We start from the raw sequence: 14749 nt of genomic DNA on the forward strand, positions 1-14749 counted from the left end.
GGGCTTATATACAATGTGGTTCGAATTACTAGCTTGCTAGTTATGAATTTACGATGTAACAAAGCCCATTTTAACGATTAAAAGCGGCCAGATGATTAATATGATTGGTATAAGCTAAAAATAAGAAATAGGAAGCGAGTTAATGAAGTTTAAGTTGGATAAAACCCTATCGTTAGTAGCTGTTGGTGTATTAAGCGTACTTCAAGGTGTTCAAGCTGCACCTGTTTATGAAATTATTAATATCGATCTAGACACTTATAACCTAAACGGCACTATTGATAACACGCGTAACGGTTATGGGATGGCCGTTAATATTAATAATGAAGCCGTCGGTGCCGCTAAAGGTAAAAAGAAACTAACGGTTTCTGAAGATGATGATGGTGTTATTGATATCGAAGACGGTGTTGCCGATTCTGAAACCATTACCTATTCAGTTAACCTTCCAATTATCGCAAATAATTTTACTTTCACTTCAAATGGTAACGCTTGGATCCCAACATTTGAAAGTGTAAACGATACGACAGCGCCAACCTTTCCTGAAGACGAATCTACCGTCAACTCTATAGATACTTTCTTCTACGATATCAATGATAGTGGCCTTCAAGTGGGCGCTATGACGTCAAAGCAGCAAACACTGCCTTATGATGGAAGTAATGAAGAACAAGAGTTTTGGTATTACCGTGATTATGAGCAGCGTGGCTTTGTAAAACAAGGAGCCGATGCCGAAATTGCGTTAATTCCAGCTTATTCCGAGTATGTCTATAAAGCGGGTGAGGCCGAAGAACAAACGATTATCGTTGGTGGTTTCTCAAGTGCTGCAGCCGTTAACGATAGCGGTTTAGTCGCCGGTTACGCCAGTACAGACATTAGTGATAATAGCGCAAATATCATCAATTCTTGTGTTGATAATAATAGCGATACCGCGCCGCAGAATATTTGTATTCAATCAGCACAATTTCCAAATCAATATGGTTATAGCGATATTCAATATCAGATCCGTGGCTATGTTTGGCAATATGAAGCAGGTAACAATACACCGATAGCGACCATGCTGCCATTAGGTCTTGAAGTGACTAATGACAGTGTTTATAGCGCACAGGGTCTTGGTGTAAATAATGAGGGCGTTGTTGCAGGTCGCTCTTATGTATACCGTCAAAATGATAAAGACAGATTATATTATGACGCAGCCTACTGGACTAAAGATGCTAATGGTGAGTACAAGTACAACTGGGTCAATGTCGATGAGGCTCGAGATGTGTATTCCTCTATCGCTTATGACATCAATGATGCCGGGATCTTAGTTGGTAGCTATAACAAATATATCGATGGCTACCGTAGAGATAAATTCTTCTACTTTGACACCAACACCCCAGAAACTGCACTGGTGACACCAAACGACTTTTATAACAATATCTCTGATTTAAGTAGCCGTGGCCGTGATATAAACAATAAGGGCCAGGTTGTTGGTTATATTGACACCACTCATGACAAGGAAAAGCCGCGTCCAAAGGCTGGTTTCCTGTATCAACTGCCAAATAGTGAGTTTCCTGATGGCGAGTTTAACAACGTCAATAATCTACTGACCTGTGAGTCGAAAGGTTATGAGAAGAACGCTGAAGGAAACTGGCAACGTCACCTGGTTGAAGTACAAGATGGTTCAGGCAAGACACTAACCTATAAGAGCGAAATCCTTGTTGTTGAAGGCAATAGCATCAATGAAGACGGTACGATTGTTGGTACGGCGTTTATCCGTAAACCATCGTATAAGTTTGATGCTTTAGGCAACATAGTGATTGGTGATAATGGCTTACCATTCTTTGAATTAAACGGCTATGGCGATCCTGTGACCTCTTTCTTACCACGTATGGTGGTATTACAGCCTGCAGTCTCAGGCGCAGAAGCGTGTACTGTTATTGATGATGATGGTAGCAATGACAACTATGAGCGTAAAGGCGCAGCTAGCTTTGCGTGGATCTTGATGTTGCCTCTATTGTGGTTTAGACGTCGATTCAATTGATATTGTTTAAGTAATCAATAATCGAGGCTACGGCCTCGATTTTTTTGCAATAAATTTGTAAGATATCTCAGTAGCTTAAATAATAACCGTATTCAAGGCCGTTTTTTAGGATTGATCTCAACTTAAAAAAGCTTTATCAATGTAGGTGAAGCGTTAGCTTCTTTTGTTATCGAAGAGAGGGTGCTTGCATGAAAAGACAGAAAAGAGATCGATTAGATAGAGCTTTTTCAAAAGGCTTTCAAGCAGGAGTTGGAGGCCGGTCGAAAGAGATATGTCCCTATTCGACGCTTGATTCTAAATCACAATGGCTTGGCGGGTGGCGTGAGGGCATTGACGGTCGGCTGAGCGGCTTATTTAATAAGTAAGACTGAGTAACCTATTCTAATAAACTTTTCACTTTAACAATTGAATGATTTAAACAATATTATGCCCTCTGTTAAAGAGGGCATTTTTCTTTTAGCAATCTAACTTGGTTTTTGAGCGAATTAGAAGCTTGTTGTATCAGTAAATATACCGACTTTAAGATCTTTAGCGCTATAAATTTCTCTACCATCAACTTCCATCGTGGCATCTGCAATACCCATAACCAACTTACGATAGACCTTACGCTTAATGGTAAGCTTATAGGTGACTTTTTTAGCGTCAGGTAGAACTTGGCCTGTAAATTTCACTTCGCCAACGCCTAAGGCTCTTCCTTTGCCTTCCGCACCTTCCCAGCCTAAGAAAAAGCCTACTAGCTGCCACATCGCATCTAAACCTAAACAGCCTGGCATAACAGGGTCGCCTGTAAAGTGGCAGTCAAAAAACCAAAGGTCTGGGTTAATATCGAGCTCTGCAATAATCTCACCTTTACTGAATTCACCACCGTCAGAGTTAATTTTTAACACTCGGTCGATCATCAGCATATTGTCTTTTGGCAGTCTCGGAGAATTAGGCCCGAATAGTTTGCCAAGTCCACAGGCAATAAGATCTTCTTTGGTAAAACTATTTGCGTTACTCATTATTTTTGATACTCCAGCAATTTGAGCTGCCAAGGTTAGCGAACACGTGTACGCTAAACAACTCCGATCAGCTAGAAAATCTTAGTTTTTCGATCAATCTTGCAAAAAGACCTTTTTCTTCTTCCTGGTAGCCCGCCAAGCTTTCTAAGCGAGATTGCACTAATCCATAGATTGAATCGTCTGGAAACTGATTATCTTCATCAGCATTACCAGCCTGCGTCTGCATTAAGATCTCCACAGCCTCATCAATATGCTTTACTTGGTATAAGGTGAACTTACCCGCAGTAATGGCTTCAACAACATCGTGATGTAGATTCAGTTGTTGCATATTAGAGCTAGGGATAATCACGCCTTGTTGGCCAGTGAGCCCTCGACGTTTACATAGTTTAAAAAAGCCCTCAATTTTTTCGTTAACACCGCCGATGGCCTGTACATTACCAAATTGATCGATGGCACCGGTAGCGGCTAAACTTTGTTTAATTGGCTTTTCTGAAATAGCTGAAATTAAACTGCAATATTCAGCAAGAGAGGCACTGTCACCATCAATCTCCTGATAAGATTGTTCAAATACGATATTAGCATTGAGGTGGAGTGGGGCATCTTTACCAAAGATCCGGTACAGACATGCCGACAGGATCATCATACCTTTGGCATGAATATTACCGCCCAATTCAGACTTACGCTCAATATCGGCCACTTCACCATCACCGTAATGAACAGAAGCTGTGATTCTGGCTGGCTCACCGTAACTGAATTCTGCGTTTTCAATTACGGTCAACCCGTTAATTTGGCCTACGATTTCATCTTGAGTGGGTAGGTTAATAAATAGGTCATCAAAGTTTTGTGCAGAAAGTTGTTCAGATGCATTATGACGTTGGTTAATCATGGTAATACTGTGCAGTAATACCTGCTCTGAGATCTCATAATCTTGAGCATAGGCTTTGGCTTGAGCCAACAAGTGTTCAATATTGACAGCCATTAGACTAAGGCGCTGCTGATGGTCGGCAAGTTTTGCACTGTATTGCAGTAATAACAGTAAAGCAGAGCGAGTCAAACTGACATTAAGATTATTAAATATACTCGCTAACCAATGGCAGTACTCTAATGCTGAATGCTCAGTGAGATCTACCTCATTGATTAACTCCCCAAGAAGTGGGAAGTGCCTTGAAAAGCTAGGTTCACCTAACCAACAGCTACCATATTGATGGCTGGACCCAATCAGGATGATTTTGCAGTTTAATGCTAGAGCCGGTAACTGCGAGTGGACTTGATAAGTCTGTTTATCGAGGATCTCAAGCAATAGGTCCCACAAATTCTCCCTCTTCCAAAGGGAGTCCGCACAGATAAACAGATAATGACAGCTGGCAAGTAAGCCAGCTTCATAAGTTTGTGATTCACTATGGTAGCGACCGACTAAATCGACTTTACGTATTGAACCGGACAGATACTGATACTCGTGAGTCTTAGTCGCAAGGCGATTGTCGCTATGTTCATCATGCTCAACCCAAGCTGTAACTTTATCATCAAGTACTAAGCTAAGGGGAGGGAACTGGCCTTGTTCTTTTACTAAGGCATCGATAATCCGCTTTCGATTGCAACCAAAATAATCAGCTAAAAACATGTGCTGATTATCGGTTACAGTAAGTAGTCGAAATGCATCGAGACTGCGTTCTTGACCTAGAAGATCGGCCTTTGGGCTGGAGGTGAACGCCTGTTCAGCTGGAAGGTTGAAACTGGGAACAAGAGCAGAAGCAGGAATGACGTTTGAGTTCATAAAAGTATATGTCTATTTTTAGTAGGGTGATACTAGCACATTTTTCGACAGGCTTTGACAGTTAACGATTTGCCAGTGTGTTTAAGACAAGGGTTAACTTTCTCTAGGCTCATTTAAGCTGCCCAGATAACGGTTCTTATCTGTCGTCCAATAGTTAAGCGGTAGAGCGGGTTGAGTCGCTATTTTGTTGGAAATGGGTTTACAAGATTATCGGAAACGAATAATATCTACTTCGTTCGGAGAGATGGCAGAGTGGTCGAATGCACCGGTCTTGAAAACCGGCATGGGTTTATAGCCCATCTAGGGTTCAAATCCCTATCTCTCCGCCACATTTAGAAAAGGCAGCCTTATGGCTGCCTTTTTGCTTTTTAAATTAAGTCATTGTTATTTGGTGATATTTTCTGTGACTATCTCTATAGGATTAGAGAGATTTTACTTTCTATATGCAGTTAGATGCGATAAATTAACCTTTATAACATTATTGACTTGAATCTTTTTACATGGATTTAAATCAAGCATCTAAAGGTAAGACGGCTTTGATTTCTGTATATTTAGTTGATGACCATGAATTAGTGAGAACGGGTATTAGACGGATCCTCGAAGATGAACGAGGCATTAAAGTCGTGGGTGAGGCTGGTGATGGCGAAACCGCAGTCCAGTGGTGTCGAAAAAACGAAGCCGACGTGATTTTGATGGATATGAATATGCCGGGTATTGGTGGGTTAGAAGCAACTCGCAAAATTCTTCGCTTTCAATCCCATGCTAAGATAATCGTACTTACTATTCATACAGAAGACCCTTTTCCTACAAAAGTGATGCAAGCAGGTGCTTCTGGCTATTTAACAAAAGGGGCGACTTCACCAGAGGTTCTACAAGCCATTAGACAGGTTGCTCATGGGCAAAGGTATTTGTCACCAGAAATCGCACAGCAGATGGCACTGAGTCAGTTTAACCAATCTGAAGAGAACCCTTTTAAGTCTTTATCAGAAAGAGAGCTGCAAATAATGCTGATGATCACCAATGGTGAAAAGGTGAGTGAGATCTCAGAGCAGTTAAACCTTAGCCCCAAAACGGTCAATAGCTACCGATACCGCTTGTTTGCCAAGTTAGGTATTGGGGGAGATGTAGAGCTGACTCGTTTAGCTATTCGATATAAAATGTTGGATACAGGACAATTTTAAATAACTGGCTTACAAATTTATGCCTGAAGCGTTTAATGCAAATGAGTTTTTAAAAACAGTGACATCATCACCCGGTGTTTATCGGATGTATGACGCCAAAGCTGTTGTGATTTATGTGGGGAAGGCCAAAGACTTAAAAAAGCGGCTTTCCTCCTATTTTCGCAAAAACCTCGCCAATGTGAAAACCCAAGCTTTAGTGTCACATATCGCTAATATTGACGTGACGCTGACACACAGTGAAACTGATGCGTTAATTTTAGAAAATGACTATATCAAGCAGTACATGCCTAAATACAATGTATTGCTCCGAGATGATAAATCCTATCCATACATTTTACTCAGTAATCATAAGCATCCACGCTTAGCCTATCACCGTGGTCCCAAACGAGATAAAGGTTTGTACTTTGGGCCTTATCCCAATGGTGGCGCGGTGCGAGAAAGCTTGCACTTAATGCAGAAACTCTTTCCCATAAGGCAATGCGATGACCTCTATTACAAGTCACGTTCACGTCCATGTTTGCAATATCAAATAGGTCGTTGTAGTGCGCCTTGTGTAGGTAAGGTGTCTGCTGAGGATTATCAAGAGCAGGTGCGGTTGGCAACCTTATTTTTAAAAGGTAAAGATCACCAAGTTATGTCTGTTCTGGTGGGTAAAATGGAGCAAGCGGCCAGTGATATGCGCTATGAGCAGGCGGCACTATTTAGAGATCAAATTACCGCATTAAGACGGGTGTCAGAGCAGCAAGAGGTGTCGAATGCCACTGGTGATATGGATGTTATCGGCGCTTACTATGCATCCGGCGTAGCGTGTTTTCATCTGTTATTTATTCGGGAAGGAAAAATATTTGGCAGCCGCAGTTATTATCCGAAAGTACCTGTTGATACGGAAGTCTCAGAAGTTTTACGCTCGTTTATGCTGCAGTTCTACCTAAACTCGGATAGCCAACGCATAACACCGAAAGAAATTTTGATCAGCAATGCTTTCGAAGAACAAGCAGAATTGGCCGAGGCGATAGAGGCCGCGCAACATAAGAAAGTGGAAATAAAGACTCAGGTTCGTGGTGAAAGAGCCAGTTTCTTACGCCTAGCACTCACTAATGCGACCAATGCAGTCAATACTCGCTTATCCCATAAAAACACCGTAGAGCAACGTTTCTTATTGTTAGAAGAAGCAATTGAGTCGACCAATAAAATCCAGCGAATGGAATGTTTCGATATTAGCCATACTATGGGAGAGAGCACGGTAGCATCTTGTGTGGTGTTTAATCGAGAGGGACCAAGCAAGGCTGATTATCGGCGCTATAATATCTCTGGTATCACCCCTGGTGATGATTATGCTGCGATGAAGCAAGCTATTAGTCGTCGTTTTGACAAAATCAGTAGCAGCGGGAAAATTCCCGATATTCTGTTTATCGACGGTGGTATAGGGCAGTTGCGGATTGCTCAAAAAGTCGTAGATGAAAAGTTTGTGGCACTGGACAATGCCCCAACGTTAATTGGTGTCGCTAAAGGCGAAGGACGAAAGCCAGGTTTAGAAACATTAATCTATGGCGAGAATGAGGAGTCATTCACTTTACCTGCAGATTCTGGCGCGTTACACCTAATCCAACACATTCGTGATGAGTCCCATCGCTTTGCGATCACAGGGCATCGTAATAAAAGACAAAAAACGCGTAACACTTCAACGTTAGAGTCCATCGCTGGCGTTGGTCCTAAGAGACGTAAAGCTTTGTTGCAATATTTAGGTGGTTTGCAAGAAGTGAAAGGCGCAAGTGTGTCTGAATTGGTAAAAGTTCCCGGTATTAGCTTAGAAATGGCACAAACGATACATGATGCATTGCGAGGGTAACAAAATTAAGGCAAGATTGGCGCTGCTTTTGAATATTAGGTTCTACAATGCCGTTTAACATTCCTATTGCGTTAACACTTTTCAGGTTAGCTCTGCTTCCTGTTTTTGTTGTACTTTTTTATATACCAGAACCCTGGTCTCCTTTTGCCGCTGCATTTGTCTTTTGGCTCGCAGCAGTGACTGACGCACTAGATGGTTACGCTGCGCGAAAGTTGAAGCAATCGACTCGTTTTGGTGCTTTTCTTGATCCCGTTGCCGATAAAATCATGGTAACAACGGCGTTAGTCTTACTTATTTCCGAATACAGCAATATTTGGTTAACATTACCGGCTTTATTTATGATTGGCCGCGAAATAGTCATTTCAGCATTGCGTGAATGGATGGCTGAGATAGGTAAACGAGGTGCAGTTGCCGTTTCTTGGATTGGCAAGTATAAAACCGCTGCTCAAATGGCGGCCATTACCGGTTTAATTTGGCAGCCAAACGAGTTGATAACTTATGCTGCTTTCGGCTTGTTCTATATTGCAGCTGTACTGACATTTTGGTCAATGGTAAGTTATATTTTGGCCGCTTGGGCCGATTTAACTGCGGAATAGCTCGTTAAAGGGACAATGAGATCAATAAGTGGGCAAACAGTCATTTATCGATAAATATAGCGTTGACTCTTGGTATTTTATCGGTAGAATGCCATTCCGTAGTCAAGGGGAAGCGAACTAAGCAAGAACTTGAATACAGTTTAAATTGAAAAGCGACATTAGCTCAGTTGGTAGAGCGATACCTTGCCAAGGTATAGGTCATCGGTTCGAACCCGATATGTCGCTCCAATTTAAAGTTATGGCGCGATGGCAGAATGGCTATGCTGCGGATTGCAAATCCGTCGATCTCGGTTCGACTCCGGGTCGCGCCTCCATAACTTTTTAGAGTTATAAAGAACAAGAGTTTGGTGAGTTTGACACTTAATCATTAAGAAGTCAGGCAGTATTGATACCGACAATACGTATCGTCAAAGTCAAAGAGTTTGCCCGTGTGGTGGAATCGGTAGACACAAGGGATTTAAAATCCCTCGCTGAATAAGCGTGCCAGTTCAAGTCTGGCCACGGGTACCAAATAATTCTCTACGGAGAGTTGCAGATAAGCCTCGACAATGTCGGGGCTTTTTTGTATTTTAAATTTAACCCTGAATAAGCGAAAAGGGATTTATTTTTTGTAAGAGATGCCTCGTTAAATAAGCGTGCCACTCATTTGATAAAACAGGTCTGGCCACGGGGACCATCTACATACGAAGAGTGACTAAACCAGCCATTGAGCTGTTTTTTTTACGTCTAGAGCTTGAGTAGATAATTCTGAAGCATGAAATAATCGACAAGGGATTTATTTCTTATAAAAGATGCCTCGCTGAATAAGCGTGCCACTCATTTGATAAAACAGGTCTGGCCACGGGTACCAAATAATCCTCTACGGAGAGTTGCAGATAAGCCTCGACAATGTCGGGGCTTTTTTGTATTTCAAATTAAGCCCTGAATAAGCGTGCCACTCATTTGATAAAACAGGCCTGGCCACGGGGACTATCTGCATACGAAGAGTGACTAAACCAGCCATTGAGCTGTTTTTTTACGTCTAGAGTTTGAGTAGATAATTCTGAAGCATGAAATAATCGACAAGGGATTTATTTCTTATAAAAGATGCCTCGCTGAATAAGCGTGCCACTCATTTAATAAAACAGGTCTGGCCACGGGTACCAAATAATTCTCTACGGAGAGTTGCAGATAAGCCTCGACAATGTCGGGGCTTTTTTGTACCTAAAATTTAGCTCGTTAAATAATGGTATACCTTAAAATCCAGACGCCCTCACTGAATAAACGTGTCACTCTTTTTGATAAAAGCGAGTCTGGCACGGGGACTGTCTTCATCAAGTCATCAACAGAGAAAGCTAACACATTAGAAGCTGGGTTTGTTTTTGTACCGTTTTCATGCGAGTGTTATGTTGCTAAAATCACATAGAATGACCTACTTTGAAATGACTTAATCTCATGTAGGTTAATCTGAAATGAGTTAATTACACGCTATATGGTGGTGTTTACTCGTTAAATTCTCGTCCATCTTAATGCCGTGGAGTGTGTTATGAAAGTAATGGCTAAAGGTTTTACCCTAATTGAACTTGTCGTTGTGATCATTGTTTTAGGGATATTAGCAGTTGTAGCAGCGCCAAGGTTTATCAATTTGACTCAGGATGCTCACGATGCATCAATCAAGAGTGCATTTGCTAGTTTTACCACGGGGGTGAAGCTCTATCATAGCTGTTGGCTCACTTCAGGTAAAAGCGGTTATCAAATGAATTTAGCTTGTTATGGTGATGGAACTCTAGATTCTTCTGTTACTGGTTATCCTTTAGGCACAGATACTTCTACCAGTAAAAACGGTACACTTTTAAACGGTGATAATTGCAAAGAAATTTGGCAGGGCTTGCTTGATAATGATGAATATACATTAGAAAGCCACATCAACAATACCTTTGATAAAGGCGATGATATTATTTACTGGTACTCTGGTGGGCCTATGACTGATGCTAATACTTACTGCTACTACAACTATATTGCAGATGACCGCTCTAAAGGTGCTGAGAACTGGGAATTGAAATACTATCCAGCAACAGGAAAGACCGAAGTTGGTCGAAGTGCTTTGAGTATTTAATCAGCTTACATATTCTTTAAAAGTTAATAAAATCAAGCTCCTTTATATAAGGGGCTTTTTATTTTTTGTCAGATAGAAAATTTGCTTACTTATATACTGCCTAACGTCATATACAAAACATAATTGTTTGCCATACTTGAAATAGAGATATTGAAAGGGGGCTTGATGCGCTTTTGTAGTTATTTATGCTGTTTTACCTTGTATTGCGTCACCTTTGTTAGCGTTGCTGATGAGCGACTCATGCGGGCTCAAAACATGCTGTATCAGCAAGTGTCTTTAATGGCATTAGTCGGCAGTGAAAGCAAGTTTGACCAATATAAACAACTACTTTCTCAACCTGACCTTTCTCAATCCGAGTTGCAACCGATTGAGCATGAGGTTGCGCAATTTTGGTTGACGCGGCATATTCCCATTCGCAATTCCTCAGCAAATCAATTCGAAGATCCATTCATGAGGGCTATGGCATTAGAGCCAGAGCTCAATGGTTACCTTGAGATTCAAAACAGAATTCGTCATTTACAATGGTTAGCGCAGCAGGGCTGGTGGCAACCGATAATCATCGACGAGCTGATCCGCCCAGGAAAAAAGCACCCGAGTATTCCAACTATCGCTAAACGTTTGTGGTTACTCGGGGACGCAGAGGGCTCTGCAACAACATCTACTATGCTTGATGAAGAGCTAGCATTGGTTATAAAACGATTTCAACGAAGGCATGGTTTACAACCAGACGGCATTATTGGCCCGGAAACAATGAAATGGATAAATGTTCAACCCAATGAAAGGGCGAGGATGTTAGCTAGCAACTTTGTGTTGAAGGCTGAATTTATGGCTCAGCGAGATGAGCGCTTTTTAGTTATTAATATACCTGCATTTGAAATGGCTTTGTTTAATAAAGGTAAAATTGAACTGGAGTCCAGAGTCATCGTCGGTAAACCTTATAGAGCAACGCCCTTACTAAGCGGCGCAATATCAAATGTTGTGATCAATCCAAGTTGGCGAGTACCGAAAAATATTCTTTATAAGGACTTATTACCGCAAGTGAGGTTAGATGGTAATTACATCACAAACAGAAATTTTGATGTATTTGACCGTAATAATAATTTAGTTGTAAGGACTGCTCAGCAATGGAGTGACTTAGCTAGAGGTCCATTCCCGTATCGATTTGTACAGCGTCCGGGCAATAATAATACATTAGGTCGTTATAAATTCTACTTTCCCAATGATTTTAGTATCTTTCTTCATGACACATCAGATCCCAAGCTATTTGAGCGTAGCAATCGTGCTCTATCGTCAGGGTGTATACGTGTGGAAAATGTGGAGGGGCTTGCTAATTGGATGGCTGCTCATTTAATAAAGGATAAGCAGACTTGGGTTGATAGGCATGCAGAGAGAACGCGAACGCAGTGGTTTGCGCTAAATTCGACATTAAATGTTCATTTAGTGTATTGGACCGCTTGGATCGACGATGACAATCAAGCCCAGTTTAGAAATGACATCTACCATTTACAAACTTCAAATACCCTTGCGGGCAGTGCCACTGCTGAAATCAAAGACTTATAAAACAGTTTTAACTAATTTACCCTGATTACTTGCTTTCTTCAATTCTTCGGGTTAATTTGCCTGCCAGTTGTTGGAAAAGTAATCGATGGTGAAAGTGTGTCAGTAGTATGTTCCTCTCGTAGACAGTTATTATTGGGTTTAGGTGGTGTTGCAATGTTTTCAATGTTGCCATCTAAAGCTCACGCAAGTCGTTCAACTAAAGGCGTTAGAAATTTAGGTTTTTATAACCGCCATACAGGTGAACGCGGGCAGGGAAGCTACTGGATAGATGGTGATTATCAAAACGAAATATTGACAGACTTCAGTCAAGTTCTTCGTGATCATCGTCAAAATGAAGCTGCGCCAATGGATAAGCGCTTATTTGATTTTGCTTATCAATTGAGAGAGTCACTTAGTTTTGAAGATGAATTACACGTAATATCAGGCTATCGTTCGCCAAAAACGAATGCCATGTTAGCGAAAAGAAGCAATGGTGTAGCGAAAAAGAGCTACCATATGAAAGGTATGGCACTCGATCTTGCTTTGCCCGGCGTAAAGTTGGCTGATATACGCGAGGCTGCTATTGAGCTTAAGCTTGGCGGCGTGGGTTACTACCCAAGTTCAGGCTTTGTCCATATTGATACGGGCCCCGTAAGACACTGGTAAGGTCGCTTTAGCGTGGTGAAAGAATACGGGCATTATCATCTTTGTTAAACGGGATATTCTATGGTAGAATCCGCCCCGCGTTTAGCTGGTCATGGTTGGTCGAAAATCATAACCTTAAATTTTATGTTATTTTTTATTAAGTGAGTTAAATATGTCTTACACTATCGCTGCACAAGTTCGTACTGAAATCGGGAAAGGTTCGAGCCGCCGCCTACGTCACGCGAACAAAGTACCTGCTGTTATCTATGGTCCAGGTAAAGAGCCTATCTCTATTGTTTTTGATCACAAAGATATCATCAACATTCAAGAGAACCAAGATTTCTACACTTCTGAGCTAACTATCGCTCTAGAAGGTAAAGATGTTAAAGTTCGCGTTCAAGACATGCAACGCCACGCGTTCAAGCCAATGATTGAACACGTTGACTTCAAATTCGCTTAAGTTTTAAGTTGATTTGATAAAAGCGCCTGATTAGGCGCTTTTTTTATACCTGCAGCTAGGCTTAGCTTTTTTGTTCCTCAAGGACTTCAGGGCAGGCTGCGATGATAGTCGTTTTACTCTCATCGTTATATTGCTCGAGTTTTACATCAAAGCCCCAAAGGCGGTGGAGGTGTTTAACGACTTCTTGGCAAGTGCCTGCTAGCGGGATCCTAGCGCTTGGGATATATCTCAACGTTAAAGATCTATCCCCAGTCACTTCAACTTTTTGAACTTGAATATTAGGTTCCAGATTGGACAAGTTATATTGTTGAGATAGTTTGTGCCTGATCTCTTTATAGCCCTCTTCATCGTGAATAGCTGAAACACTGATATGATTTTTCCTATCATCGTCTAATATAGAAAATAACTTGAATTGCCTAATAATATTTGGCGATAAGTATTGACTGATAAAGCTCTCATCCTTGAAGTTTTCCATTGCAAAATGCAGCGTGGTTAACCAATCACTTCCAGCAATTTCCGGGAACCACTGTCTATCTTCATCTGTTGGGTTTTCACAGATCCGTCTAATGTCGACAAACATATTAAAGCCTAGTGCATAGGGGTTGATCCCGCTGTAATGAGGGCTGTTGTAGCTAGGCTGTGCGACAACGTTAGTGTGGCTTTGTAAAAACTCCAACATGAAACGGTCTGTTACCAGTCCATCGTCATATAGGTGATTGAGAATGGTATAGTGCCAAAAAGTGGCCCAGCCTTCATTCATGACTTGCGTCTGTTTTTGAGGGTAGAAGTACTGGCCCATTTTTCTGACGATACGCACTATTTCCCGTTGCCAAGGCTCAAGCAGAGGCGCATTTTTCTCTATAAAATAGAGTATATTTTCCTGCGGCTCAGCAGGGAAGCAAGCTTGCTTCTCTTCTGCTTCTTCTTGCGGAAGTTCGGGTATGGTTCGCCATAGTTCATTGACTTGGCTTTGTAGGTAAGCTTCTCTGTCTTTTTGGCGAATCTTTTCTTCCCTGAATGAGATTTCACTAGGGCGCTTATACCTGTCGACACCGTAACTCATGAGTGCATGGCAAGAGTCGATGATACTTTCGACCTTTTCAATGCCATAGAGCTCTTCGCATTCGCTAATGTAATTTCTAGCAAACACTAAGTAATCAATGATCGAACTTGCATCGGTCCAGGTTTTAAAAAGGTAATTACCTTTAAAAAAACTATTATGGCCAAAACTCGCATGTGCCATCACCAGCGCTTGCATAGTGATGGTATTCTCTTCCATTAGATAGGCGATACATGGATCTGAATTGATAACAATTTCGTAGGCGAGCCCCATTTGGCCACGTTTATAACCTTGCTCGGTCTCTATAAAGCGTTTACCAAATGACCAGTGTGTGTAACCAATAGGCATACCAATACCGGCATAGGCATCCATCATCTGCTCAGCAGTAATAACTTCAATCTGATTTGGGTATGCATCTAAACGATAAATACCCGCTACTCGTTCAATTTCGGTAAGGTAGGTCTGTAACAGATCAAAGTTCCAATCTGGTCCATCATCCATTGGTGTTCTTTTATTTGGACTATCCATAAAC

At 41.5% G+C, this 14749-nt stretch carries 12 protein-coding genes and 4 tRNA genes; 13 read left to right on the top strand and 3 right to left on the bottom strand.

Annotated features, from left to right (window positions below; genetic code table 11):
* Positions 1-142 precede the first annotated feature (142 nt).
* Together ACVBIU_RS00705 and rmf are read left to right on the top strand one after the other, a co-directional pair.
* Positions 143-2017, top strand: a complete 1875-nt coding sequence (locus tag ACVBIU_RS00705; RefSeq protein ID WP_447162830.1) for a DUF3466 family protein — start codon at positions 143-145, stop codon at positions 2015-2017.
* Positions 2018-2205: 188 nt separating this feature from the next.
* The gene (gene rmf / locus ACVBIU_RS00710; protein ID WP_202289406.1) at positions 2206-2382 is read left to right on the top strand and encodes a ribosome modulation factor; all 177 of its coding nucleotides are present in this window, start codon (positions 2206-2208) and stop codon (positions 2380-2382) included.
* Positions 2383-2502: 120 nt separating this feature from the next.
* Here the strand turns inward: rmf and fabA are convergent, their stop codons facing one another.
* Entirely contained in the window at positions 2503-3018 is a 516-nt protein-coding gene (gene fabA, locus ACVBIU_RS00715; RefSeq protein ID WP_447162829.1) for a bifunctional 3-hydroxydecanoyl-ACP dehydratase/trans-2-decenoyl-ACP isomerase, read from the bottom strand.
* Between the two features lie 67 nt (positions 3019-3085).
* Positions 3086-4792 carry a S16 family serine protease gene (locus ACVBIU_RS00720; protein ID WP_447162828.1) on the bottom strand — a complete coding sequence of 569 codons (1707 nt, stop codon included), beginning with the start codon at positions 4790-4792 and terminating at the stop codon, positions 3086-3088.
* A gap of 238 nt (positions 4793-5030) precedes the next feature.
* Here ACVBIU_RS00720 and ACVBIU_RS00725 point away from each other — a divergent pair.
* The 11 genes from ACVBIU_RS00725 to rplY all read left to right on the top strand — a co-directional run bounded on the left by ACVBIU_RS00725 (position 5031) and on the right by rplY (position 13157).
* Positions 5031-5121, top strand: a tRNA-Ser gene (locus ACVBIU_RS00725).
* 207 nt (positions 5122-5328) lie between these two features.
* Positions 5329-5973 (top strand): UvrY/SirA/GacA family response regulator transcription factor, encoded by a 645-nt coding sequence (gene uvrY / locus ACVBIU_RS00730; protein WP_447161379.1) that lies wholly within the window; start codon positions 5329-5331, stop codon positions 5971-5973.
* Positions 5974-5992: 19 nt separating this feature from the next.
* Complete coding sequence (gene uvrC, locus ACVBIU_RS00735) at positions 5993-7822, top strand: excinuclease ABC subunit UvrC (protein WP_447161315.1); 1830 nt, start codon at positions 5993-5995, stop codon at positions 7820-7822.
* 47 nt (positions 7823-7869) lie between these two features.
* The gene (gene pgsA, locus ACVBIU_RS00740) at positions 7870-8418 is read left to right on the top strand and encodes a CDP-diacylglycerol--glycerol-3-phosphate 3-phosphatidyltransferase (RefSeq protein ID WP_447161314.1); all 549 of its coding nucleotides are present in this window, start codon (positions 7870-7872) and stop codon (positions 8416-8418) included.
* 152 nt (positions 8419-8570) lie between these two features.
* A tRNA-Gly gene (locus ACVBIU_RS00745) sits at positions 8571-8646 on the top strand.
* A 12-nt stretch (positions 8647-8658) separates the two neighbouring features.
* Positions 8659-8732 (top strand) — tRNA-Cys (locus ACVBIU_RS00750).
* 110 nt (positions 8733-8842) lie between these two features.
* Positions 8843-8928, top strand: a tRNA-Leu gene (locus ACVBIU_RS00755).
* Between the two features lie 1015 nt (positions 8929-9943).
* On the top strand, positions 9944-10513 hold the full coding sequence (locus ACVBIU_RS00760; protein WP_447161313.1) for a type II secretion system protein: 570 nt from the start codon (positions 9944-9946) through the stop codon (positions 10511-10513).
* 279 nt (positions 10514-10792) lie between these two features.
* Entirely contained in the window at positions 10793-12073 is a 1281-nt protein-coding gene (locus ACVBIU_RS00765; RefSeq protein WP_447162827.1) for a L,D-transpeptidase family protein, read from the top strand.
* A 153-nt stretch (positions 12074-12226) separates the two neighbouring features.
* Positions 12227-12718, top strand: a complete 492-nt coding sequence (locus ACVBIU_RS00770) for a DUF882 domain-containing protein (protein WP_447161378.1) — start codon at positions 12227-12229, stop codon at positions 12716-12718.
* Between the two features lie 151 nt (positions 12719-12869).
* Complete coding sequence (gene rplY, locus ACVBIU_RS00775; protein ID WP_447161311.1) at positions 12870-13157, top strand: 50S ribosomal protein L25; 288 nt, start codon at positions 12870-12872, stop codon at positions 13155-13157.
* Between the two features lie 61 nt (positions 13158-13218).
* Here rplY and ACVBIU_RS00780 read toward each other — a convergent pair whose 3' ends face one another.
* Positions 13219-14745 carry a SpoVR family protein gene (locus ACVBIU_RS00780; protein WP_447162826.1) on the bottom strand — a complete coding sequence of 509 codons (1527 nt, stop codon included), beginning with the start codon at positions 14743-14745 and terminating at the stop codon, positions 13219-13221.
* Positions 14746-14749 lie beyond the last annotated feature (4 nt).

Source organism: Shewanella sp. 30m-14, from assembly GCF_052977125.1.